Source organism: Paenibacillus sp. FSL H3-0321 (assembly GCF_038002865.1).
Classification (GTDB): Bacteria; Bacillota; Bacilli; order Paenibacillales; family Paenibacillaceae; genus Paenibacillus_AQ.
In genome coordinates this window covers 4,337,039-4,360,081 of record NZ_JBBODH010000001.1, presented here as the reverse complement: position 1 = coordinate 4,360,081, position 23,043 = coordinate 4,337,039, and the positions used below count along the sequence as shown (strand labels likewise).

Genomic DNA, 23,043 nt, shown 5'->3' with positions numbered 1-23,043 from the left:
CCTTGCTTATATTTCCTTGCAGTCATGTTGCAAGTATCTAGATATTCTCCGTTGACGAGGGCAGGGTCTCCTGCCCGGGCAAGCTCCCGGGAATATCACATTCGTTGCTGATACGGCGTGCATACCGGCTTACCATGGAGGCAGAAACTCCATAATGCTGGGCCACCTCGCGATAGGTAATCGGCCGGTCATGCAGTTTGGCAGTCAGATATTCCAGAGCTGCGGCCCAGCCTCCCGTATGGCGGAAGTAAGGCACATCGGGATACAAATCGCTAACAAACTGCTTCCATAGGAGCTCGGCGTCCTTCTTCTGGATGGCATCATACCGCCGGTCCATCATTGATGCCGTATGGTCCAATACCCGCTGCCAGTCTTCTTTCCATTCCGGCGGCCCTTTATGGCTTAGCGGCGGGAGCTCCTCCTGGGGAGCAGCATTTGCATCCGGGCTGCTGCCGATCAGCCGCTGCAGGCTGAGCAGTGCCGCTTCCTGCAGCTTATCTTCCTGCAGCGGCTCCTGCGCCAGAAGCCCGTTCAGCACCTCGGACATCTCTTCGTCCTCGATCCAGCGCAGCGCTTCGGTCACCTGCAGCCTCGTGTTGGCATCACCATAACGCAGCGCCCAGAAGAACGAAGCGCGCAGCAGCGGATTGTTCCGCATTTCCTCGGTAAAGCTGTCCGTGTTGCCCTGCCACTGCTTGAGCTGCTCCTGAAATGGCAGCTGGTAGTTGTAGCTGACAAGAGGCATCGGTCTGCCTTCGGCCTGCGCCCCCTGCAGCTGTGACAGGAAGAAGCCCGGCACAGCCGATTCGGGATCCAGCTTGGCTGCCTGTCTCCAGCAGCGCAACGCTTCATTGTACAGGCTGCTGTTGCTGGCGGCCGCTGCACAATAATGATAGAGACCGGCGTCTCCGCCCACCTCTTCATCCTTCAGCAGGCGGCGGAAATGGCCATAGGCTGTTCTGTGTCTGCCCAGAATGCCCATCGTTGTGGCCATTTTGAACACATGCTCCTGATGAAACGGCACTGTCGCCTCAAGCATACGCAGCAAAACTGCCAGTTGTTCCTTGTCTCCTGCATACTGCATGAAGATGGCCATATTGCAAAGCGCATGCAGGTTGCCGGGATCCTGCTCCAGCACCTCGGACAGGCATTCCTTCGCTTTGGCAAAACGGCCCATGTAGAAGTAGGCGAGTGCAAGATTGTTATGAGCCGCCAGAAAGTCCGGCGTATTCTTAGTGATCTCCTCTAGCATCTTAACTGCCTGCGGGAACTTCCCCTCTTCCAGCAGCGTGCGGGCCCGGTCATGCTCGACCACGCCTTCACGGCTGCGGATCCGGATCAGCGGGGCAGGACGGTTCAGCTCATATTGCAGCAGCTCCATCAGTTCCTCGGACTCTGCCAGATATTCGCCGCTGGCATCCTCCTCAAGATAAGTGACCAGCGACCGCTCCGCCTCTTCAAAACTTTCCATATTGGCAAAGTTATTTGCCATATAGAAATGACATTCCGTCATTGCAGGGTCAATCTTCTCCAGCACATGGATCAAAATATCATTCGATGCTTCATAATCACCCATCTCAGATAATATACCCGCCATGTTGCAATGATTCACAGGGTTTTCCGGTTCATATTCAACAGCTTTGCGAAAATTCTTTAATGCCTTATCATATTGAAAGCGGTCCAGCGACCGTACGGCTCTTTCAAAGAAAAAATTGGCATCCAGAGTGACGGAAATAACATTACTGCCTTCCGCAACATTCTCTGAAGTTCTCTCAATCATGGAAGCAAGGCACCTCCCTTTGTAAGCTTCCTTATCCTCACGAAAAATAGGAGAGCGGCGCCTTCCGGCACCCTGAGCTCCCATCTTAAGCGTTCTTTCGTTTCCATTTATGGTCCCGACTGTCTCCAAATAGTATACCACATGTGGCAGGGAGATTCTCAAGCGCAAGGGAAACCATTTGGAGGGAAAAAGCTTGCAGCCGTGAGAGGTTCACAGGAATGAATGAGAACATCACAAGTGGAACCGGCTTTGCCGTCCTTTTTAAGGACGGTACCGTTTCAGCGAGAAATAGAAGGATAAGTTATCGTGTGAAACATATAAATTCTTATATTTACAAAAAAACGCGGGAAATTAAATCCCCGCGTCTCTGAACAGCTTATCTATAGAACCGCCTTCAATGATAATGCGTGTCGCCTCAGCCAGCATAGGTGCAACGGACAACACTTTAAAGCGGTTGGAATGGTCATCCGGAAGCGCGATGGAATCCGTGATTACCACTTCATCTATATTGGGATGATCCATGCGTACAAGCGCGTCACCGGAGAATAAACCGTGAGTTGCGCATATGATGCTGTTCTTGGCTCCCCGCTCCTTCAGGCCTTCCACCACATTCACAATCGTCGTGCCCGTATCGATCAGATCCTCAATAATAATCGGTGTTCGTCCTTCAACATCGCCGATAACATGCGTGATTACCGATTCGTTATGGGCCGGACGTTTCTTGATCATAATCGCGAACGGTGAATCCAGCCGGCTGGCCAGCTTCTCCGCCATGGAAGCGCGCCCGGCATCCGGCGAAACTACCACAAGATCGGAAAGTCCCTTCACCTTCAGATACCCGCTGATCAGATCAAGCGCCGTCAGATGATCGACCGGAATATTGAAGAATCCTTGTATAGCCGCTGCATGCAGGTCGATGGTAATGACACGGGTCGCTCCTGCAGTCGTAAGCACATCCGCGACCATCTTGGCCGAAATCGGCTCACGTGGAGCAGATTTACGCTCCTGCCGGGCGTATCCGTAATAAGGCACAATGATATTCACAGTTCTTGCCGATGCCCGTTTGGCGGCATCAATCATGACAAGCAGCTCAACGAACAGCTCATTGATCGGGTGTGCGAGGGATTGCACCAAAAATACGTCACAGTTCCGGATGCTCTCTTCATAATGCACATAAATCTCGCCGCTCTTGAAGCGGGTCAGCTTAATCTGGCCCAGCGGGGCGCCCAGACGCTCCGCAATATCTGCGGCCAGCTTCGGATTCGACGAACCGGAAAAAATACGCAATTGATGATGATGCATAGTACCCTCCTGGGGATCATAATTTATAGTTCAAACTGAACGGATGTACGGCGGCGTCCTTCGAATACCGCCAGCTCGCGGAAACCAGTGCGCCACAGCGAACTGCGCGCCTCCTGCAAGCCGTCTCCCAGCTTTGCCGGATCATGGGCGTCCGAGCCCAGGGTAAGCGGAATACCGAGTGCCAGCGCTTGCTGCAGCACATGCTCTGCCGGGAACATCTCCGCGCAGGGCTTGCTCAGCCCGGAAGCATTCAGCTCCATGGCTATGCCGCTGCTTGCAATTGCTTTCAGCGCATCCAGCTCCAGCTCCCTGACCTCAGCTTTACCTTCCGGTGTCTGCGGACCATAGCCGAATCGTTTGATTACATCCATATGTCCTATAATATCATATAATCCCGATAACGCCGACTTCCGCACAGCATCATAATACCTGCGGTATACCTCCATTACATCTTTGCCTTCCCAGCCATGGGTCTGCCGGTGATCCGTAATATCCCACTCCCCGAGAAAATGAACCGAACCAATCAGATAATCCCAAGGATAGGGCGACAAAAGCTCGCGAATCTGTTCTTCATAGCCTTCGATATAATCGGCTTCCAGCCCCACCCGCAGCTCAATTTTACCGCGGTAGCGCTCCTTCAGCGTCAGGCATTCCTCCACATAACGCGGAAGCTCGGCAAGCGGCATGGCCATTTCAGGATAATAGGTCTCCGGATTGACATGAATGAGCGGCAAATGGTCGGATAACCCAAGCTGCTCAAGCCCCAGCGCTATGCCGCGCTGCACGTACTCCTCCAGCTTCCCTACCGCATGGCCGCAGCGTTCATGATGGGTATGGTAATCGATATGCATGCGGAAAGCCCCCTTAGTCCCGGCGCGGCCGTTCGTGGCGGGCGCTCAGTTCCTCCAGAATCTCATCGAACGGAAGCTTGCGCTCCTGGAGCAGCACCAGCAGGTGATAGATCAGGTCGCTGACCTCAAGGCGCAGCTCGGCGTTGTCTTTATTTTTGGCGGCGATAATCGTTTCCGAAGCCTCTTCCCCTACTTTTTTCAGAATCTTGTCGACACCTTTGTCAAATAGATAGGTCGTATAAGCACCCTCCGGACGTTCGGCTTCCCGCTCGGCAATGACCCGCTCCAGTTCACCCAATACAGCAAAACGCCCGCTCCCTGCAAGGTTTGCAGAAGGCTCTGTCTCAGCTGCCTTAGCGACTGGTGCCGCTGCTGCTGCCGAAGCATTCAGTGGAATCTCACGGAAGAAGCAAGAGGTTTCACCGGTATGACAGGCGGGTCCCTCCGGTATAACCTTTACGAGCAGCGTATCGCTGTCGCAATCATAATGGATCGAGGTAATGGCCTGGGTATTGCCCGAGGTTCCCCCTTTATGCCACAATTCACTGCGTGAACGGCTCCAGAACCAGGTCTGGCCGCTCTCCAGCGAGAGCCGCAGCGACTCCGGATTCATATAGGCAAACATCAATACTTCCAAAGTGCCGGCATCCTGCACCACAGCAGGGAGCAGACCGGATTCATTCCAGCGGATGCCCTCGATCGCTTCTTGTTGGTTCAGGGTTCTATTCTCTTGTTCTTGGCTCATCGGATCTCTACCCCTTTTTGCTTCAGTTCTGTCTTCAAATCATGAATCGCGATCTCTTTATAGTGAAAAATGGTCGCCGCAAGTCCCGCATCGGCTTTGCCTTCGGTAAATACATCATAAAAGTGCTCAATCTTGCCCGCACCGCCTGAGGCAATTACGGGGATGCTGAGCAGATCGCAGACCGCTGCGGTCAGCTTCAAATCAAAGCCGTCCTTGGTCCCGTCCGCATCCATACTCGTGAGCAGTATTTCACCGGCGCCCAGCTTCTCGGCCTCCTTGGCCCAGGCCAGCGCACGGATGCCGGTAGGCTTGCGCCCGCCATGCGTGTACACTTCCCATTCGCCCCAAGCCTCATTATATTTGGCATCCATCGCCACCACAATACACTGGGAGCCAAAGCGGCGGGCCCCTTCCAGAATAAGCTGCGGATTGTTGACCGCTGCCGTGTTGATGCCGATTTTATCAGCGCCCGCGCGCAGGATCCGCTTCATATCGTCGGGAGTGGAAATCCCCCCGCCAACAGTGAAGGGAATGGCAATCTCGCCAGCCGTCTGCCGGACCACTTCAACCATGGTCGCCCGTCCTTCCACCGAGGCGGAAATGTCCAGGAACACCAGTTCATCCGCACCTTCACGGTCATACAGCGCCGCCAGCTCCACCGGGTCTCCGGCATCGCGCAGATTGACAAAATTAACGCCTTTGACTACCCGCCCGTCTTTCACATCCAGACAGGGGATGATACGTTTGGCTAACATTATGAAGTCCCTCCTTCAAAGGGTTCTGAGGGCATCCGCCTCGAATTCTCTTCGATCAAATTTTCCGCCCTATATTACAGCTGTCCGGCTGGACGTCCCAGCGCCTGCAGCGCCTCGGGAAGCTTGATGTTGCCGGTGTACAGCGCTTTGCCTACAATCGCTCCACCGATTCCGCTGCCGCTATGTACGCTCAGGCGCAGCAGATCGTCAAGGCTCGTAACTCCGCCGGAGGCGATGACGGTTTTGCCGCTGGCAGCAGCCATGGCCACGATTCCCTCGATATTCGGGCCCTGCATCATCCCGTCACGGGAGATATCCGTGTAGATAAACGTCTCTGCGCCTTTGGCTGCCAGCTCCTTAGCCAGATCCTCAGCGCGCACCTCGGAGGTGTTCAGCCAGCCATGGGTAGCTACGTAGCCATTCCGGGCATCAATACCGATAGCTACCTTATCGCCGTATTTGGCCAGCACAGCCTCCGTAAAGGCATGGTCATTGATGGCCGCCGTCCCGATAATGACGCGGCTGACTCCAAGACCGAGCAGCTTCTCCACATCAGCAAGACTACGGAGTCCGCCGCCCACCTGGACGGGCACACCTGCGTTTTTGGCAATGGCACCGATGATGGTATCATTAACCGGATGCCCGGCCTTCGCGCCGTCCAGATCCACGAGATGAATGAACTGGCCTCCCTGCTCTTCCCATGATTTAGCGACCTGCACCGGACTGTCATTATAGATCGTTTCCTGAGCGTAATCACCCTGCTGCAGTCTTACACACTTTCCATCCCGGATATCAATCGCCGGATACACGATAAATGAAGACATGTGGCGCTCCCCGCTTTCATTACAATATATTTATAGCGGACTTACGCCCGCTCTCCCTTAAGCTTTAGAAAATTCCCCAGCAGCTTCATGCCAAGCTCTCCGCTCTTTTCCGGATGGAACTGCATGCCGAAGACATGGTCCCGCCCGACCACCGCCGTGACCGGATGCCCGTAATCGGTTACGGCAAGCAAATCGTTCTCCTGTCCAACCACTGCATGATAGGAATGGACAAAATATACATGCCCCTCTTCCAGTCCCTCAAGCAGCGGGCTCTGCGGCTGCCGGAAGCTCAGCTTGTTCCAGCCCATATGCGGCACCTTATAGCCGTCACGGGGCGCGAACCGCACCACCGATCCCGGCAGGATGTCCAGCCCTTCGTGCTCGCCGTGTTCCACGCTGCTGCTGAACAGCAGCTGCATGCCCAGACAAATGCCAAGCACCGGCTGTTCCCCGGCGGCGGCCTCCTTGACCACAAGATCGAGCCCGCTGCTCCGCAGCTGTTCCATCGCATCGCCAAAGGCACCGACGCCCGGCAGAATGACACTGCTTGCCGCAAGAATTTCCCTGGCATCGCCTGTCACAAGACTCTCGTAGCCGAGACGTTCCACCGCCTTGCTGACACTGTGCAAATTGCCCATGCCGTAATCGACGATAGCGACGGTCATGCTACAGCACTCCCTTCGTAGATGGCACACCCTTTACACGCGGATCAATCTGCGTTGCTTCGTCCAGCGCCCGTCCCAGCGCTTTGAATATCGCCTCAATCATATGATGAGTATTGGAGCCGTAGTGTACTATCACATGCAGTGTAATCCGGGCCTCCAGCGCGAATTTCCAGAGGAACTCATGAACCAGCTCCGTAGAGAAGCTGCCCACCTGCTGCGACGGATAAGCCGCCCGGTATTCAAAATGCGGCCGGTTGCTGATGTCGATGACTACCTGGGCCAGCGCTTCATCCATGGGAATGAACACACTCGCATAACGCTTGATGCCTTTTTTGTCACCCAGTGCCTCGCGGAGTGCCTGTCCCAGACAGATGCCGATATCCTCCACCGTGTGGTGGTCGTCAATATCAATATCCCCCCGGCCCTCCAGAGAAAGGTCAAATTGGCCGTGCTTCGTGAATAAATCGAGCATATGGTTCAGAAAAGGCACATCGGTCTCCAGCTCGGCAATGCCGCTTCCATCCACAGCCAGGGACAGTGTGATATCCGTTTCGTTTGTTTTACGGCTAAGACCTGCTTTGCGAACAGCCTGTTCGTTATTGTTATTCTCCATGTTCTTCTCCGCCCTTCGCTTCATTCTCCAGCCTGATCTCTATCGCCCGTGCATGACCTTCCAGCCCTTCGCGTCTGGCCAACTCGATGATGGTTGCTCCATCACGCAGCAGCGCTTCCTTGCTGTAATAAATCAGGCTTGATTTCTTGATGAAATCATCCACATCAACCGGCGAAGAGAACCGCGCGGTGCCATTGGTCGGTATAATATGATTCGGTCCGGCAAAATAATCGCCGACCGGTTCCGAGCTGTACGGTCCCAGGAAAATTGCTCCGGCATTCTCGATGCTGCCTAGCAGGCCCATGGGATCTTCGACGACAATCTCCAGATGCTCCGGCGCCAGCCGGTTCACTACGGAGATGCCTTCCTTCATCGAGTCTACGACGATGATTGCGCCGTAGCTCTCCACTGAGGCGCGGGCGATGGCCTCGCGCGGCAGCTCCTGAAGCTGCCGCTCCACCTCGGCCGCCACGGCCTCTCCGAGGCTCTGCGACGGCGTCACGAGGATGGCCGAGGCCATCTCGTCATGCTCGGCCTGTGAGAGCAGATCAGCCGCGATGTAGGCCGGCTCTGCGGTTTCGTCGGCGAGCACGACGATTTCGCTGGGTCCGGCGATGCTGTCGATATCGACAGCGCCGTAGACCTCGCGCTTGGCCAGGGCAACGTAGATGTTGCCGGGGCCGCAGATTTTATCGACCGGCGCGATAGATTCCGTGCCGAAGGCGAGTGCAGCGATCGCCTGCGCGCCGCCCACGCGGTAGACCTCGCTCACACCGGCTTCCGCCGCAGCAACGAGGATGTAAGGATCGATGCCGTCCTTGCCGCCGGTCGACGGCGGTGTGACCATCACGATCTCCGGCACTCCGGCAATCTGGGCCGGAATCACGTTCATCAGCACCGAGGACGGATACGCCGCCTTGCCGCCGGGAACATAAACGCCCACCCGCTTCAGCGGGCGGATGATCTGGCCGAGGATCGTACCGTCCGGCTGCAGATCCATCCAGGAGCTGCGTTTCTGACGGGCGTGAAACGCCCGGATATTGACCGCAGCCGCACGAATCGCGGTTACGAACGATTCCTCAACCCGGCTATAGGCCGCCTGGAGCTCTTCTGCGGTTACCCGCAGCTGCGCCGGTGTCAGCGCCGCCCCGTCAAACTGCTCCGTATAGCGGAGCAGCGCAGCGTCGCCCTCCTGTTTGATGTCGGCTACGATTTGCTTCACGGCCTTGTTCTGCTCCGGCGTTCCGTATTCCACTTCACGCTGCAGATTAAATTCCCTGATCGATTGGACCTTCACCGCTCGTTCCCCCTTTGAACATCCATACTCATTTTATTTTAACTGAAGCCCCGGTTCTGCGATAACTGCCTGCAGACGGTCGCATAGCTGCTGGATCTGCTCATTCTTCATCCGGTAGCTTACACGGTTCGCAACCAGCCGGCTTGTGATTTCGAAGATGCTCTTCATTTCCACCAGTCCGTTATCCTTAAGGGTTTGCCCGGTCTCCACCATATCGACAATACGGTCGGCAAGGCCAATCAGCGGAGCAAGCTCAATCGAGCCGTTCAGCTTAACGACCTCCACCTGCTGGCCCTGCTCACGGAAATACCGCGAAGCTACATTCGGGTATTTCGTCGCTACCCGCTGCTGAATCCCTGGCTGCCAGTTCGGCAGCCCGATAATGGACATCCGGCAGCGTGCAATGCCCAGATCAAGCAGCTCATACACGTCGCGTTCTTCCTCCAGCAGCACATCCTTGCCCACGATGCCAATATCCGCCACACCATATTCAACATAGGTAGGCACATCAACCGGCTTGGCCAGAATAAACTCCATGCCCGCCTCAGGCAGTGAGATCACCAGCTTGCGCGACTCTTCGCCATCCGGCGGAATCGGCAGTCCCGCTTGGCGGAACAACTCTGCCGCTTTAGTGTATATTCGGCCTTTCGGCATAGCTACCTTCAGTATCTGCGCCATCATCATTAGCCTCCGTTTCCATTTCCCTCTGCAAATTGTTCATTTCTGTTCTCTCACGCTTAGCCGTGTTCGCTGACAAAAGACACAAATGTATAGATTTCACCATACTGCTCGCCGTCGGCTTCCACCGTCTCTGTGTCAAGCCGCTTCACCGTCTTCAGCTCTTCCGGCCCCGCTGCCAGCTTGGTTACAACAATCCGGCCTTGTGCGCGCAGCCGCGCGGCTTCTTCCAGCCCTTCGGTCCGCCGCAGCGCATCGTACTGGATCAATACCGGCAGCTCCGCCTCTTCCGGCATGCCGGATACTCCGTCCAGAATCCGGTTCGTTTTGAGTGAGAACCCGGTCGAAGGAATCGGGCGCCCAAACTGCTGAAGCAGATTATTATACCGCCCGCCGCTGCATACCGGGAACCCCAGCTCGGAGGCATATCCCTCAAAGGTCATCCCTGTATAATAAGAGAAATCTCCGATCATCGTCAGATCAATCAGCACATGCTGCGAAACTCCGTAAGAGACCAGCACCTCCCACACCTTGCACAGATGCTCAATAGAGGTCCGGGCCAGCGGATGGCTGCTGAGCTCCAGGGCCTGCCCGCAGATTTCCTTACCGCCGCGCAGCCGCAGCAGCCCGTCCAGCTCCCGCTTCTGGGCCTCCTTCAGATCCAGCCGCCGGAGGGTTTCCCGGAAAGCGACATAATCGCGGTTCAGCAGATGGCTTTTCAGCTCCTCCTGGGCTTCCGGCAGTCCGGCGACCGCCTCTTGGAAGAGTCCGTCCAGGAATCCGACATGTCCCATCGCGATTTTGAAAGACTTGACGCCCGCTGCCTGCAGCGACGAAATGGCCAGCGCCACGACCTCGGCATCCGCCTCAGGCGAATCATCACCTACAAGCTCCACACCAGTCTGGAAAAACTCCGCTTCCCGGCCGGCTTCCTCTTCGATTGCCCGAAATACATTGGCATGATAAGAAAGGCGGAGCGGAAGTGGCTCATCCTTCAATAACGATGAAACCACACGCGCAACCGGCGCAGTCATTTCGGAACGCAGCACCAGGGCCTGACCACGGTTGTTAAGCAATTTATAAAGCTTCTGGTCTGATGTGGAACTAGCCACGCCGACCGTATCGTAATATTCAAGTGTGGGTGTAATCATCTGCTGGTATCCCCAGCGGCTCATGCAGTGGAGCACGTCGTTCTCAATCTTGCGCAGCTTCGTTACTGCACGCGGGAGATAGTCGCGCACACCAGCCGGCTTCTCGAATCCCTTAGGTTTGGACATCTTCATTAGTCACCTCATCAGATATCATGCAAGTTATATATCGTTCACTTTACTATGGTAAAGTGGTAGCAAAGTAAAGCATTTGCAACATCGTATCATGATCCATCCTTTTGCGTCAATAAAACCTTACACCATAGACATAATATCTTAAGCACCAGCCGGAGGTTTACCTGAATTTTGCCTCAGCGTATACCGGATAATATAATAACCTTATATAATTGTACTTTATTCCCTGCTTCCAGTGTTCCAAGTATCTATTTTCCAATAGAAAGAAGGACTAACCGTTGAATACATCCTATATGATCGGCGTTGATATTGGAACCACCAGCACTAAGGCAGTCCTCTTCGAAGAAAATGGCCGAATCGCGGCACAGTCCAATCAGGGTTACCCGCTGCACCAGCCCTCCCCATCTGTGGCTGAGCAGGATTCGGAACAAATTATGAATGCAGTAACCGAAACCATTGCGGCGGTGATGCGGGACAGTGCTGTCCCCGCTGAAGCGGTGCTGTTTGTTTCTTTCAGTTCAGCCATGCATAGTGTCATTGCCGTAGACAATACAGGCAAGGCCCTTACCGCCTGCATCACATGGGCGGATAACCGCAGCGCTGCTTGTGCTGCCCGCCTTAAGAACGAACTCGGGGGACATGAATTATATTTGCGTACAGGAACCCCTATTCATCCGATGTCTCCGATCACCAAGCTGATGTGGCTTGGCGAAGAGCAGCCGGAGCTTTTTCGCCAGGCTTATAAATTCATTTCCATTAAAGAATACATCTTCGCCAAACTGTTCGGAGAATATGTGATCGACCATTCCATCGCTTCCTCTACAGGCATGTTCAACCTGGAGAAGCTGGATTGGGATGAAGAGGCGCTGAGCATTGCCGGCATTACCAGGGAGCGCCTTTCGAACCCTGTCCCTACCACCCATATCATGCAGGGGCTGCTCCCGGGGCTTGCAGCAGAACTCGGCCTGCTCTCCTCTACTCCATTTATTGTCGGCGCCAGCGACGGGGTCCTCTCCAATCTTGGGGTAGGTGCCATACAGCCTGGCGTTATCGCTGCCACGATCGGAACCAGTGGAGCGATCCGCACCGTAGTGGATCGTCCGCTTACCGATCCCAAAGGACGAATCTTCTGCTATGCCCTGACAGAGAAACACTGGGTCATCGGCGGTCCGGTGAATAACGGCGGCATGCTGTTCCGCTGGGTACGTGATGAATTTGCCGCCTCCGAGGTGGAGACTGCCAAACGCCTCGGCATTGATCCCTATGAAGTGCTGACACGCATTGCCGAACAGGTGCCTCCCGGCAGCGGCGGATTGCTCTTTCATCCCTACCTGACTGGAGAACGCGCACCGCTATGGAATCCGGATGCCAGGGGCTCCTTCTTTGGCCTGACGATGAATCATCACAAGGAGCATATGATCCGTTCAGTGCTGGAAGGGGTCATTTTCAATATGTACACCGTGCTGCTGGCCATGGAGGAGCGCATTGGCCGCCCGAGCAAGATTCTCGCCACCGGCGGCTTCGCCCGCTCTGCCCTGTGGCGGCAGATGATGGCCGATATTTTCGATCAGGAGGTTGTCGTTCCGGAAAGCTTCGAGAGTTCCTGCCTTGGCGCAGTTGTGCTTGGTCTTTATGCTATCCGGCGCATCGACTCCCTTGATCACGTATTCGGAATGATCGGCTCCACCCATCAACATCAGCCGATCCATGAGCATGCCAATGTGTACAAGCAGTTGCTGCCTATCTATATTTCCGTCTTCCGGAGTCTGGAAAGTCAATATGAGGCCATCGCCGGGTTTCAGCGTGAACAGTCGGGGGAATAAAGGAGCACTGGCTGATGATACCGGCAAGATGATATACATTCGGCACTCCCATATCTTTGAATACATCTCCCTGGTATCGGCTCGCCGTATGGCACTTGACAAAAAAACTAAAATATGGAATATTTGCCGCACATCGTTTTTTGTCAATTTTCAGGATTATTTCTTATTATTTGCCGTGTAAGGACTTACCCGCTAGACGTTTTTTTAGTATATTGAAACTTAGGGCCATAAACCAGCTATTTGAAGTCGAAAATTATGAAGAGGTGTTTGAAGAAGTGCTGTTTAACTCTTACGAATTTATATTTATTTTCATGCCGGTTACTGTGATAGTTTATTTTCTATTAAATCGCTTTCGTTTGCTCTACGCCAGCAAGCTTTGGCTAGCGCTTAGTTCCCTGTTCTTCTACTGCTGGTGGGATGTACGCTACCTTCCGCTGCTGCTGGGTTCCATCGCCTTCAACTATTTTATGGGCAGAACCATCTCCCATATGCAGAATGCCACGGAACGAAAGCGCAAACTAGCTTTGGCTTTCGCCATCATCATGAATCTGCTGCTGCTTATCTATTATAAATATGCCGATTTCTTCATCGGCAATGTCAACGCTCTGTTCGATACAGATGTTCCATTGCTCAAGATCGTGCTTCCGCTCGGAATCAGCTTTTTCACCTTTACACAGATCGCTTACCTGGTCGACGCTTATCGCGGTAAGGCAAAAGAATATAATGTGATCAGCTATGTATTGTTTGTAACCTTTTATCCGCATCTGATTGCAGGTCCGATTCTCCATCATAAGGAGATGATGCCGCAGTTCGACCGTTTGCGGGGCAAACGTTTTGATTACAGCAACGTGGCCAAAGGCCTTTTTCTGCTGAGCATTGGGTTATTTAAGAAAGTCGTTATCGCCGATTCATTTGCACCCGTAGCCAGCAATGGATTTGATGTGTTGTCCCAGTTGAATTTTATTCAAGCCTGGACAACCTCACTTTCCTACACCCTTCAGCTCTATTATGATTTCAGCGGGTATTCGGACATGGCGATTGGTGTTGCCCTGCTGTTTAATATCATTTTGCCCATCAACTTTAATTCACCATACAAATCCTTGAACATTCAGGATTTCTGGCGCCGCTGGCATATGACCTTAAGCCGCTTCCTGCGGGAGTATATCTATTTCCCTCTGGGCGGCAGCCGTAAAGGAACTACCCGCACCCATATCAACTCCATGCTGACCATGCTCATCGGCGGTCTCTGGCACGGGGCGGGCTGGACCTTTGTCTTCTGGGGATTCATGCATGGATTTGCCCAGTTCATCCACCGGATTTGGCAAAAAGCCAACATCAAACTGCCGAAATGGGTAGCTTGGTTTATCACTTTCCAATTTATTAATCTGACCTGGGTTTTCTTCCGGGCAACCAGTTGGGACAATGCCATCAAGGTGTTGAAAGGAATGGTCGGCCTTAACGGAATCGGCATCGCTTCATTGGACAAGACGATTGTATTGGGACTGGCTGTCTTCATGATTGTTGCTGTGCTATGCCGCAACTCTATGCAGATGCTGGAAGGATTCAAGCCGGGCTGGAAAACTGCCGTTTTTGCCGCAGCTTTGTTCTGTATTGCTGTCGTCTATTTCAACAAAGTCAGCGAGTTTCTCTATTTCAGCTTCTGATCCGGCCATTTCAACTGATAAAGGAGATTTATTGAATTGAGGCATAAAAAAACGAAATACAAAAAATTCATATTTCAATTTATAACTATGGTTGTCGTGTTCGCTGTTCTGATCGGTGCCTTTAGTTATGTGGTCGATCCCTTGCAGTTCTACCGCAAGGCCAGCTTCTATACTCCTAAACTCTCCTGGCAGGAACGATACCAGAATCCCGGGCTAGCCCGTAACTACAAATATGATACCATCGTTCTCGGCAGCTCCATGACGGAGAATTTTCTCCCCTCTGATGTAGGCGAGAAGTTGAAGGGCGACGTTCTTAAATTGTCCATTGAAGGCTCGACCATCGGAGAGCAGTATCAGACTGCAAAGGTAGCCTTCAAAACAGGCCAGGTCAAACAAGTATTATGGGGAATTGATTATTTCGCCTTCCGCAATAACAATGCAACCGGGAATGAAGAATTCCCCGCATATCTGTACGACAGCAATCCGCTTAACGATTACAAATATGTCTTCAATGAGTCTAATATTAAGTCGGCGCTTACAGCTTTGAGTAAGTCAGAGGGACGGGCGAACCTGCAGCTGTCTTCGCTTGAACGCCTGTACAACTGGGACAAAGCGGTTACCTACGGACGCGATTTAGTCATTAAGAACTGGAAGTCGGCACGAAACAATGAGGTCGCTTATGGCAACAACGAGGACCCGCTGGAATCGGTTAAGCAAACCTTTGATGAGAATGTGCTCAGCATAGTCGAGGCCCATCCGGAAACGAAGTTTTATTTCTACTATCCGCCGTATTCGATTCTGCGGCAGCAGGTTTGGTATATGACCAACCCGGAACGTTACGGCAACCAGCTGGAAATGAAACGTTATATGTTTGATAAGCTTAATTCCTATTCCAATGTTAGTATTTATGAATTCCAGACAGACAGCGACATCACCTATGACCTTGATCTTTACAAGGATCTGTCCCATCACTCCGGCGCTGTTAATTCTATAATTGTGGATGGAATCTCTAAAGGAACCCATCTGGTCACAGCAGATAACCTGGAAGAGGGGATCCAACTGCTGAAGCGGCAGGCCGAGAATGTAGTCGTCAATACAGAGGAGGGCACAGTCTATTCCATAGATCTCTCTCTGAACGGCGAGCCGCAGAGCTTCGGTTTCCTTCCGCCAACGACAGGAGACGTCATTATGGCTCCTCTCAAGCTCTATGCGCAGATGCTGGGGATCGCCTTCGATTATGATATCGATAAGAAATTGATTACTCTCGCCAAAGGAGACAGCGTTGCGGAACTGACTGTAGGTTCGGACGAAGCCCTGCTCGATGGACAAACCGTCAAGCTGGCTGCCCCCGTTGAGAACAAGATCGGGATCATGGCCGCTCCACTGGAGTCCATTCCAGCCTTGTTCGGAGGTTCAGTCACTTTGGGGCAGGAGAAAGACAAGCTGCTTGAAGTTGATATCACATTTGGGAAATAAGGCATACACCCGTAACTGTTCGATCTTAGTGCCTCATAACCGGGAACATCAAGCCATTGGCATTCTTCATGCCGATGGCTTTTTGCTGTTTCAACACTGGCTAAGCCTTTCCGTGGCTATTATCTAAAGTTAACACTGCTTCCGGCTCCCGCTTAGGTTGAGGTGCAAGCGAGCGGGGAACACTTCCGAATGCGATCCAAGACCACCGGATTTGGCGGAACGAGATCTGAACTACCACCCAGCTTATCCCCAGAGCCACTATAAGCCCTCCATGTACGAATAATACATAGGCCAAGGAGTCCAATGGAATGTTATACCGGAACCGGCGGTACAGCACCAGAATGAGCGGATGGAGCAGATACACAGCAAAGGAGATTTCCCCAAGCCTAGTCATAAAGGCATTAACCCCGCGGGAAGCTGTGCGATATATCAGGAAGGTGGCATGAAGCAGTACAAGCGCCGAAAGCATGGAGTGAGCATTCCAGAGCAGCTCGTACCACAGCGAGTTGACCCAATGGCCAAAATGCCGGCCTTGATACCATAGATGAATCTGAATGAAGGACGCAGCGAGCCAACTGCCCCAGAGCACTAGGGTCTCTCCTGTTTGTTTGTTGGACCACTCTTTGAAGGGCCGTTCCAGCCAAGGCTTGATTTTGTCAAAATGAATCGCTAGATAAGCCCCCATCATGTAATAAGCCATATACGTTGGAGCATAGCTGGCCTTATCCACAAGTTGCAGCTGATATTTATTCAGGAATACAAAAGCCCACTGGATGATGAGACCGAACGGTATAGCCCAGGTGACCATTGTTTTTGATTTCTGCATCAGTTGCAGGATCAGCGGAAAGACCAAATAGAACTGAATGCTGATAAATACGAAGTATAAATGAGTGTAGGCAGAGCCTGTAATGAGGGCGTACATAAAGGAGGATAGATTCGTTAACGGATCATCAAGCAATTGACCGTTTATGTAGAGAACCATTAGATGATATCCGATGGAGGCCAGCAGATAAGGCAAAAGGATATACGTTAGTCTCCGGCGATAAAAGTTAAGCATCAGCCCGCGGGTAACCGGACGGCCGTAGTAATTATAGAACAGTACAAAACTGCTAAGAAAAATAAAACAGGGAGTCCCGAATCTAAAAAAAATATTGACCCCGTTGATCCAAACATAATAAGGCGATTGAAGTGCCTGCTCTCCTGCTGCGAACGATGTGGCATGTACATGCAGTACACCAAGTATGGCCAAAGCCCGGAAAATATCCAACTGGGGCAGTCTTTCCTTTTTGATGGAATTCACTTTAAATCTCTCATCTCCTTCAAATTAACTATGCAAAGAGAGACGGTGCCTGCAAACTTTAGCTGTTGCTGCTCCTCTATAACGAAAAAAACCGCCTTACGTAACTATACCCAAAAGACATCATAATGCATCCTGGACAAGTAAAATACGTAAGCGGTTTGTTTCTAACTATAGGTCTTCTGTACGGTCTAACCGGTCTGATGAATCCCCCGGGCGCAGCTCCCGCAGCGGATTGCCTCCGACAAACGATCCGGCCGCCACATGCTTGTGCACAACCGAACCGGCCGCCACAACCGCGCCATCTCCAATCGTTACACCGGGGAGAATGGTTGTATTAGCGCCAATTAGAACATTTTCACCAATAATGACTTCACCAAGCCGATACTCTTTAATCAGGTACTCATGAGCCAAAATGGTGGTGTTATAGCCGATGATGGAGTTTTCGCCGACTGTAATTTTCTCCGGAAAAAATACATCCACCATTGCCATCAGTCCAAATGCCGTATGTTTACCCACCTTCATACCAAGGATCCGGCGATAAATCCAGTTCTTGAGCGGAAGAATGGGGCAATACCGGGCAATTTGGATAAAAATAAAATTACGGACGCCCTTCCATGGGCTAACTGTACGGTAAATGTACCAGAGTGAATTATGCCCCTCCACCGGATAGCGGGTTAGGTTTCTCACGATTCCCTCGTCCCTTGCCGGACTATCTCATATAAATCCGTCATGTCGTGGATAATATAATCCGGCTCATATTTACGAAGCGTCTCTTCCCCTTTAAGTGACCAGGCTACAGCTGCTACAGGCACACCGGCCGCTTTGGCCGATTGGATATCTACAATGCTGTCGCCTACCATCAAGGTATGGTGCGGGTCAACATCTAAGTTGCGGATCGCTGTCAGCACCGGCTCCGGATGCGGTTTAGGCTGTGTCACATCAGTAACCGTTACTATAGTTTCCATATACTTCAGCAGATCGAACATCTCCAGTGCCTTGAGCGTAGTCGGACGAATCTTCGTCGTTACAATCCCCATTCTAATCCCGCGCCGCGACAGCTCTTCCATCGTTTCATTCACACGCGGAAAAGAACCAATCAGCTCATCGTGATGCGCGTAGTTGTAAGAACGGTAGGACTTCTCCAATACGCTGGTATCCTCAAGGCCGGAGAACGCGTTCAGCTGCTGATGAAGTGTTGTTCCCATATGGGGGATAATCTGCTCCCGGGTCAGAGACGGAAGATTGTTCTCCTTCAGCGCATGCATGAAAGAGCCAATAATCAGTTCATTGGTATTCACAATCGTTCCGTCCAGATCAAAAAGAACGCATTCTATCATCGGGTTACTACTCCTTCGGTTCCGCATCCTCAGACTTGACCTTGTCAGGCGTTGCCGCCTGCGGGGCTTTTTGCGGTGTATTGACTGCATTCTCCGGGACCACAGAATCTGCCGCGACCGGCTTGGTGCTGACAATAGGATCGGAATAATGAGCCTTAGATTGACCGGTTACCCGGCGCACAATAATAAGTACTACGGCAGCCACGATAATCAGCAAAGCGAGCAGCTGCGAGATACGGATATTTCCATAGGCAGGATCAAAGTACCCTTGTTCAAAGCCCATCCATTTCATCGGGCTCCACAGGCCGTTGACGAATGAAGCTACACCGCTGCTGCCGTTAAAGCCCAAGCTGTCGGTACGCAAAGCTTCAATGAAGAAACGGCCGATTGAATACCAGATAAAGTAGGATAAGAAGATTTCACCCGCACGGACAAACCTTTGGCGGCGCAGCACCATAAGGAGTAGAATACCCAGCAAGCTCCACAGAGATTCGTACAGGAAGGTTGGATGATGGAACGCATTTTCTATATACATTTGATTGACGATAAAGTCAGGCAAATGCAGCTTATCGCGCAGGAACGACTCCTCAACAACCCCACCATAAGCCTCTTGATTGATAAAGTTACCCCATCGGCCAATCATTTGTCCGGCCAGCAGTCCAGGCGCGCAAATATCCACAACACGCCAGAATGGGTACCCTTTATAGCGGAAATAGATAATGGCGCAAATAATGGCCCCGATCAAGGCTCCATAAATGGCAATCCCGCCATTCCATATTTTGAAGACATCTATAAAGTTATCCTTATAGTCCTCCCATTTAAAAGCTACAAAATATATCCGCGCGCCAATGATCGCCGACGGCACTCCAAGCAGCAGCATATCCATAAAGAATTCCTGGGAAATATTAAACCGTTTGCCTTCCTGAATCGCGAGGAATAATCCGGCAAGTGCGCCGAATCCCAGGATCAAACCATACCAGTGAACGGGTAGTGAACCGATGGAGAATACAATGGGATTAATCGCTAATGAAAAAAACATGCTCTCACACTCCTAGTCCAGATCATCCATGTCTTCAGATATGGTAGCTGTAAGTTTATTGGTAAACTGCAGAGCCGCGTTAAAGCCCATTTGCTTCAAGCGGTAGTTCATGGCCGCAACCTCAATAATAACGGCAAGATTTCGTCCTGGCCGTACCGGAATCGTTACGAGGGGAACGTCCGTATCGATAATCCGTGTTGTTTCTTCATCCAGACCAAGCCGGTCATATTGCTTGTCCTGCTGCCAGGCTTCCAGCCGAACCACCAGCGTAATACGCTTATGATTGCGGATTGCGCCTGCACCAAAGAGAGTCATTACATTTATAATTCCGACGCCGCGGATTTCGAGCAAATGGCGGATCAGCTCCGGTGCCGTACCATGCAGCTGGTTGTCGGAGGTCTGGCGGATTTCCACGGCATCGTCCGCGATCAAGCGATGTCCGCGTTTAACGAGCTCAAGTGCCGTTTCACTTTTACCAATGCCGCTGCTGCCTGTAATCAGCATGCCTACACCGTATACATCGCAGAGAACGCCATGAATGGTTGCTGTAGGTGCAAGTCTGCCTTCAAGGAAGCTGGTCAGTCTACTGGAAAAAATCGTTGTAGCCATCGAGCTGCGCAATACCGGAAGCCCTTTTTCATTGCTTATGTCAATCAGCTCCTGCGGCACATCCAATGCTCTTGTAATGACAATACAAGGTGTATTATCCTTACAGATCCCGCGAATCCGGCTCTTGCGCTCTTCCTCCGAAAGCATAGAAAAGAAGGCCAGCTCTGTCTTGCCCAGCAGCTGTACCCGTTCTTCCGGATAATATTCGAAATAACCTGCTATTTCCAGACCGGGCCGATTCAAGTCATCCACTGTAATCGGTCTCTTCAGACCTTCATGCCCGGAAACAACCTCTAATTGAAAATGCTGTACCAATTCCGATACTTTTACCTTCTTAGCCATGTATGTCCGTCCTTTCGTCACCTAACGGTTATGTCCGCTTTCCTACATTTGGTTAACAACTCTTTCCATTCCATCCGTAGGTAATTCTCCTGCTATCTTAATTGATAATCCCCTTTAATGCAATCTTAATACCTGCTACCTTGCCCTTAGATCCATTGATATATAAGGAGTTGAACCCAAACCTGCTTATATTCTGCCCATCTATTCCTATAGCTTAGGAGGTCATTAGCGGAAGGCTCCAAGAAGACAAAAAAGCCGCCCTTTCAGGCGGCTTTCTTTAAAAGGGAAGATATTTCTATCTTAGCCCAACAATACGTTAAGTTCGGATTCTTTATCAAAGATGTGGATTTTGTTCATGTCAATTGCCAATTTAGGCTTGCTGCCTTCACGGGTAGTGGAACGTCCATCTACACGGGCAATTACAGTGTTGCTGCCCAGACCGCTCAAGTAAAGGAGCATTTCATGACCAAGGTTTTCCGTAACATCTACCAGCGAAGTGAAGATTGTGTTCGGGGAAGCTTCCAGGAATACTGGTTCTTCATGGATATCTTCTGGACGAACGCCCATGATCACTTCTTTGCCGATATAGCCTTTGCTGCGCAGGATTGTAGCTTTGCCTCCTGGAACTTCAACGTCAAGGTTCTCAGCGCGGAAGCGAACAGCGCCGCCAACATCGGACAGAGTACCATTGATAAAGTTCATAGTTGGGGAACCAATAAATCCGGCTACGAACAGGTTGGTAGGCTCATTGTACAGTTCTTCAGGAGAAGCTGCCTGTTGAATGATACCATCATACATAACTACGATACGGTCACCCATCGTCATAGCTTCTGTCTGGTCATGCGTTACGTAGATACAAGTGGTTTCAAGGCGTTTAACCAGTTTAGTGATTTCAGCACGCATTTGACCACGAAGTTTAGCATCCAAGTTGGAAAGTGGCTCATCCATCAAGAAGACTTGCGGATCACGGACGATAGCGCGGCCTAGAGCGACACGTTGGCGTTGACCACCGGACAGTGCTTTAGGTTTACGCTCAAGCAAGTGCTCGATATCGAGAATTTTCGCAGCTTCGCGAACTTTCTTGTCGATTTCTTCTTTCTTCACTTTACGCAGTTTCAAACCGAAAGCCATGTTTTGGTACACGCTCATATGCGGGTACAGGGCGTAGGATTGGAATACCATCGCGATATCGCGGTCTTTAGGAGCAACGTCATTGACTACACGGTCGCCAATGTACATTTTACCTTCGGAGATTTCTTCCAGACCAGCGATCATACGCAGGGTAGTGGATTTACCACAACCGGAAGGTCCAACCAGTACGAGGAATTCCTTATCTTTAATATCAAGATTGATGTCGATTACTGTTGCTTTATCGGAACCCGGGTATTTTTTGAAAATATGCTCTAAACGTACGCCTGCCATTGTATTTCCCCCTCGAGTTATTAGTTGATTATAAATAAATCGCTTTCTTGTACATTTATCTTACCCCAGACGTGCCTCGCTGGCTATTTGCAACGTTCACAAAAATCCTATTTTCTTTTCGTCACTTTATACAATAACATGGTTAACTTTACAATTGCTGCGTCGCCAAAGCTCCGTACATCGGCACCTGTCTCCTGTTTGATCTTGTCCAACCGGTATAGGAGCGTGTTGCGGTGGATGTACAATTTTTTCGCGGTCTCACTCACATTGCAGTCCATCTCGAAGAAAGTTTCCAGCGTCAGCAGCATCTCCTTATCCGCCAGCACCGAAGTATAGTCACCGATCTGTCCTAGCAGCTGCCTGCGCCGCTCATCAGGGATACTGTTCACCAGCCGCTCCATATGCAGCTCCCACGGGAGATGAATATAGTCGCCAACCTGAAAAATCCGTCCCAAAACAATCGTTTCCCGCAGCAGCGCAACCGAGCCTGTCAAACCTTTTACCGGGATGATCGCCGGTGCAACCGCCAGATGGAATACACCTACCCACTCACTGGCAATCAGCTCATGCAGCCCCATACAGGTCTGTGACAGAAGCTCATCTACACTCTCTTCCTCATCGTCCTTATCATCCCCGCCGGTCAGCAATTCCTTGCGGGCTAAAATTAACCATTCCTTCTCCTGCAGGGGGATAAGCAATATTTCGTTCTCAAAATAATTGCGCAGCAGCTTCATAAGCGAACGGTAAGAGATCTGCGGATTGTGGACATTCTCACTCACCAGCAGAAAAGGAATCATCTCGCCGAACAAACGCCCCTTCAGAGTGATTTCGTCAGGAATCTCTGCATCATTCTTCTCTTGCTCGAGCTGCGAATTCAGCCAGTTGCTCAGCTGCCGGGCCTCTACTTCTCCTTCTTCCTTTAACCCTGTGGCCTTGAGCGCGACCGCAAAATTCCGTGCCGCATAATTGACCAATTGCAATTCAAGGGCTGAAAGGCCATCCATCTCTACCCATATCGCAGTTATTCTTCCCTCGTTCTCATACAATGGTACCCAGAGATGACCTTCATGAGTGACCGGCTGATCCAACTCTTCTTTGCCTATGCCAAAAAGAGAAGCTGAATGCTGCCTCCCGAGTTGCTTGATTCCGGTTCTCTTTCCGGTGAGCTGCTCCAATTTTTGACGCAATGCCTCACTATCCATTGTCACCATACTCCACCACTTTTGCTCTTTTCGCCT

General features: G+C 51.6%; 21 protein-coding genes. 3 read left to right on the top strand and 18 right to left on the bottom strand.

The genetic code is table 11. The features are described 5' to 3' along the window. Positions 1-37: 37 nt before the first annotated feature. From MHI45_RS19470 to MHI45_RS19420, 11 genes are all read right to left on the bottom strand, one after another. Positions 38-1,780: a tetratricopeptide repeat protein gene (locus MHI45_RS19470; RefSeq protein ID WP_076113247.1), complete on the bottom strand. Its 1,743-nt coding sequence runs from the start codon at positions 1,778-1,780 to the stop codon at positions 38-40. Between the two features lie 351 nt (positions 1,781-2,131). Then, the gene (locus tag MHI45_RS19465) at positions 2,132-3,082 is read right to left on the bottom strand and encodes a ribose-phosphate diphosphokinase (protein WP_038584636.1); all 951 of its coding nucleotides are present in this window, start codon (positions 3,080-3,082) and stop codon (positions 2,132-2,134) included. Positions 3,083-3,105: 23 nt separating this feature from the next. Next, positions 3,106-3,933, bottom strand: a complete 828-nt coding sequence (gene hisJ / locus MHI45_RS19460) for a histidinol-phosphatase HisJ (RefSeq protein ID WP_076113248.1) — start codon at positions 3,931-3,933, stop codon at positions 3,106-3,108. 13 nt (positions 3,934-3,946) lie between these two features. Beyond that, entirely contained in the window at positions 3,947-4,678 is a 732-nt protein-coding gene (gene hisIE, locus MHI45_RS19455; protein WP_076113249.1) for a bifunctional phosphoribosyl-AMP cyclohydrolase/phosphoribosyl-ATP diphosphatase HisIE, read from the bottom strand. After that, on the bottom strand, positions 4,675-5,433 hold the full coding sequence (gene hisF / locus MHI45_RS19450; protein WP_038584629.1) for an imidazole glycerol phosphate synthase subunit HisF: 759 nt from the start codon (positions 5,431-5,433) through the stop codon (positions 4,675-4,677). Before hisF ends, hisIE begins: the two co-directional genes overlap by 4 nt. A 74-nt stretch (positions 5,434-5,507) precedes the next feature. Then, positions 5,508-6,257, bottom strand: a complete 750-nt coding sequence (gene hisA / locus MHI45_RS19445) for a 1-(5-phosphoribosyl)-5-[(5-phosphoribosylamino)methylideneamino]imidazole-4-carboxamide isomerase (protein WP_076113250.1) — start codon at positions 6,255-6,257, stop codon at positions 5,508-5,510. Positions 6,258-6,298: 41 nt separating this feature from the next. Continuing rightward, positions 6,299-6,922: an imidazole glycerol phosphate synthase subunit HisH gene (gene hisH, locus MHI45_RS19440; RefSeq protein ID WP_076113251.1), complete on the bottom strand. Its 624-nt coding sequence runs from the start codon at positions 6,920-6,922 to the stop codon at positions 6,299-6,301. 1 nt (position 6,923) lies between these two features. After that, complete coding sequence (hisB, locus tag MHI45_RS19435) at positions 6,924-7,535, bottom strand: imidazoleglycerol-phosphate dehydratase HisB (protein WP_076113252.1); 612 nt, start codon at positions 7,533-7,535, stop codon at positions 6,924-6,926. Continuing rightward, positions 7,525-8,832, bottom strand: coding sequence for a histidinol dehydrogenase (hisD, locus tag MHI45_RS19430; RefSeq protein WP_076113253.1), 1,308 nt, complete (start codon positions 8,830-8,832; stop codon positions 7,525-7,527). Before hisD ends, hisB begins: the two co-directional genes overlap by 11 nt. 33 nt (positions 8,833-8,865) lie before the next feature. Further along, complete coding sequence (gene hisG / locus MHI45_RS19425; RefSeq protein WP_076113261.1) at positions 8,866-9,510, bottom strand: ATP phosphoribosyltransferase; 645 nt, start codon at positions 9,508-9,510, stop codon at positions 8,866-8,868. A gap of 59 nt (positions 9,511-9,569) precedes the next feature. Then, positions 9,570-10,787: an ATP phosphoribosyltransferase regulatory subunit gene (locus tag MHI45_RS19420; RefSeq protein ID WP_076113262.1), complete on the bottom strand. Its 1,218-nt coding sequence runs from the start codon at positions 10,785-10,787 to the stop codon at positions 9,570-9,572. A 299-nt stretch (positions 10,788-11,086) separates the two neighbouring features. Between MHI45_RS19420 and gntK the strand changes: the two genes are divergently transcribed. The 3 genes from gntK to MHI45_RS19405 all read left to right on the top strand — a co-directional run bounded on the left by gntK (position 11,087) and on the right by MHI45_RS19405 (position 15,756). Next, complete coding sequence (gntK, locus tag MHI45_RS19415; protein ID WP_439823188.1) at positions 11,087-12,616, top strand: gluconokinase; 1,530 nt, start codon at positions 11,087-11,089, stop codon at positions 12,614-12,616. Positions 12,617-12,891: 275 nt separating this feature from the next. Then, positions 12,892-14,280 carry an MBOAT family O-acyltransferase gene (locus tag MHI45_RS19410; RefSeq protein ID WP_076113255.1) on the top strand — a complete coding sequence of 463 codons (1,389 nt, stop codon included), beginning with the start codon at positions 12,892-12,894 and terminating at the stop codon, positions 14,278-14,280. Positions 14,281-14,316: 36 nt separating this feature from the next. Continuing rightward, a complete protein-coding gene (locus MHI45_RS19405; protein WP_076113256.1) occupies positions 14,317-15,756 on the top strand; it encodes a copper amine oxidase N-terminal domain-containing protein in 1,440 nt (479 codons plus the stop codon). A 100-nt stretch (positions 15,757-15,856) separates the two neighbouring features. Here MHI45_RS19405 and MHI45_RS19400 read toward each other — a convergent pair whose 3' ends face one another. The 7 genes from MHI45_RS19400 to MHI45_RS19370 form a co-directional block, all read right to left on the bottom strand. Continuing rightward, positions 15,857-17,056 carry an acyltransferase gene (locus tag MHI45_RS19400; RefSeq protein WP_076113257.1) on the bottom strand — a complete coding sequence of 400 codons (1,200 nt, stop codon included), beginning with the start codon at positions 17,054-17,056 and terminating at the stop codon, positions 15,857-15,859. A 168-nt stretch (positions 17,057-17,224) separates the two neighbouring features. Further along, positions 17,225-17,743 (bottom strand): acyltransferase, encoded by a 519-nt coding sequence (locus MHI45_RS19395; RefSeq protein WP_179091832.1) that lies wholly within the window; start codon positions 17,741-17,743, stop codon positions 17,225-17,227. Beyond that, positions 17,740-18,393 carry a pyrophosphatase PpaX gene (gene ppaX / locus MHI45_RS19390; protein WP_076113258.1) on the bottom strand — a complete coding sequence of 218 codons (654 nt, stop codon included), beginning with the start codon at positions 18,391-18,393 and terminating at the stop codon, positions 17,740-17,742. The genes MHI45_RS19395 and ppaX overlap by 4 nt, the downstream gene beginning before the upstream one ends. 7 nt (positions 18,394-18,400) lie before the next feature. Continuing rightward, complete coding sequence (lgt, locus tag MHI45_RS19385) at positions 18,401-19,432, bottom strand: prolipoprotein diacylglyceryl transferase (RefSeq protein ID WP_076113259.1); 1,032 nt, start codon at positions 19,430-19,432, stop codon at positions 18,401-18,403. A gap of 12 nt (positions 19,433-19,444) precedes the next feature. Next, complete coding sequence (hprK, locus tag MHI45_RS19380) at positions 19,445-20,383, bottom strand: HPr(Ser) kinase/phosphatase (protein ID WP_038584597.1); 939 nt, start codon at positions 20,381-20,383, stop codon at positions 19,445-19,447. 300 nt (positions 20,384-20,683) lie between these two features. Next, positions 20,684-21,805, bottom strand: a complete 1,122-nt coding sequence (locus MHI45_RS19375; RefSeq protein ID WP_038584594.1) for an ABC transporter ATP-binding protein — start codon at positions 21,803-21,805, stop codon at positions 20,684-20,686. A gap of 107 nt (positions 21,806-21,912) precedes the next feature. Further along, positions 21,913-23,007, bottom strand: a complete 1,095-nt coding sequence (locus MHI45_RS19370; protein WP_038584592.1) for a PucR family transcriptional regulator — start codon at positions 23,005-23,007, stop codon at positions 21,913-21,915. Between the last annotated feature and the right edge of the window lie 36 nt (positions 23,008-23,043).

What these genes read in the sequence shown, in the direction of transcription:
- MHI45_RS19470 (WP_076113247.1), bottom strand. Translation starts at nt 1,780, where the DNA reads ATGATTGAGAGAACTTCAGAGAATGTTGCGGAAGGCAGTAATGTTATT.
- MHI45_RS19465 (WP_038584636.1), bottom strand. Translation starts at nt 3,082, where the DNA reads ATGCATCATCATCAATTGCGTATTTTTTCCGGTTCGTCGAATCCGAAG.
- hisJ (WP_076113248.1), bottom strand. Translation starts at nt 3,933, where the DNA reads ATGCATATCGATTACCATACCCATCATGAACGCTGCGGCCATGCGGTA.
- hisIE (WP_076113249.1), bottom strand. Translation starts at nt 4,678, where the DNA reads ATGAGCCAAGAACAAGAGAATAGAACCCTGAACCAACAAGAAGCGATC.
- hisF (WP_038584629.1), bottom strand. Translation starts at nt 5,433, where the DNA reads ATGTTAGCCAAACGTATCATCCCCTGTCTGGATGTGAAAGACGGGCGG.
- hisA (WP_076113250.1), bottom strand. Translation starts at nt 6,257, where the DNA reads ATGTCTTCATTTATCGTGTATCCGGCGATTGATATCCGGGATGGAAAG.
- hisH (WP_076113251.1), bottom strand. Translation starts at nt 6,922, where the DNA reads ATGACCGTCGCTATCGTCGATTACGGCATGGGCAATTTGCACAGTGTC.
- hisB (WP_076113252.1), bottom strand. Translation starts at nt 7,535, where the DNA reads ATGGAGAATAACAATAACGAACAGGCTGTTCGCAAAGCAGGTCTTAGC.
- hisG (WP_076113261.1), bottom strand. Translation starts at nt 9,510, where the DNA reads ATGGCGCAGATACTGAAGGTAGCTATGCCGAAAGGCCGAATATACACT.
- MHI45_RS19420 (WP_076113262.1), bottom strand. Translation starts at nt 10,787, where the DNA reads ATGTCCAAACCTAAGGGATTCGAGAAGCCGGCTGGTGTGCGCGACTAT.
- gntK (WP_439823188.1), top strand. Translation starts at nt 11,087, where the DNA reads ATGATCGGCGTTGATATTGGAACCACCAGCACTAAGGCAGTCCTCTTC.
- ppaX (WP_076113258.1), bottom strand. Translation starts at nt 18,393, where the DNA reads ATGATAGAATGCGTTCTTTTTGATCTGGACGGAACGATTGTGAATACC.
- lgt (WP_076113259.1), bottom strand. Translation starts at nt 19,432, where the DNA reads ATGTTTTTTTCATTAGCGATTAATCCCATTGTATTCTCCATCGGTTCA.
- hprK (WP_038584597.1), bottom strand. Translation starts at nt 20,383, where the DNA reads ATGGCTAAGAAGGTAAAAGTATCGGAATTGGTACAGCATTTTCAATTA.
- MHI45_RS19375 (WP_038584594.1), bottom strand. Translation starts at nt 21,805, where the DNA reads ATGGCAGGCGTACGTTTAGAGCATATTTTCAAAAAATACCCGGGTTCC.
- MHI45_RS19370 (WP_038584592.1), bottom strand. Translation starts at nt 23,007, where the DNA reads ATGGATAGTGAGGCATTGCGTCAAAAATTGGAGCAGCTCACCGGAAAG.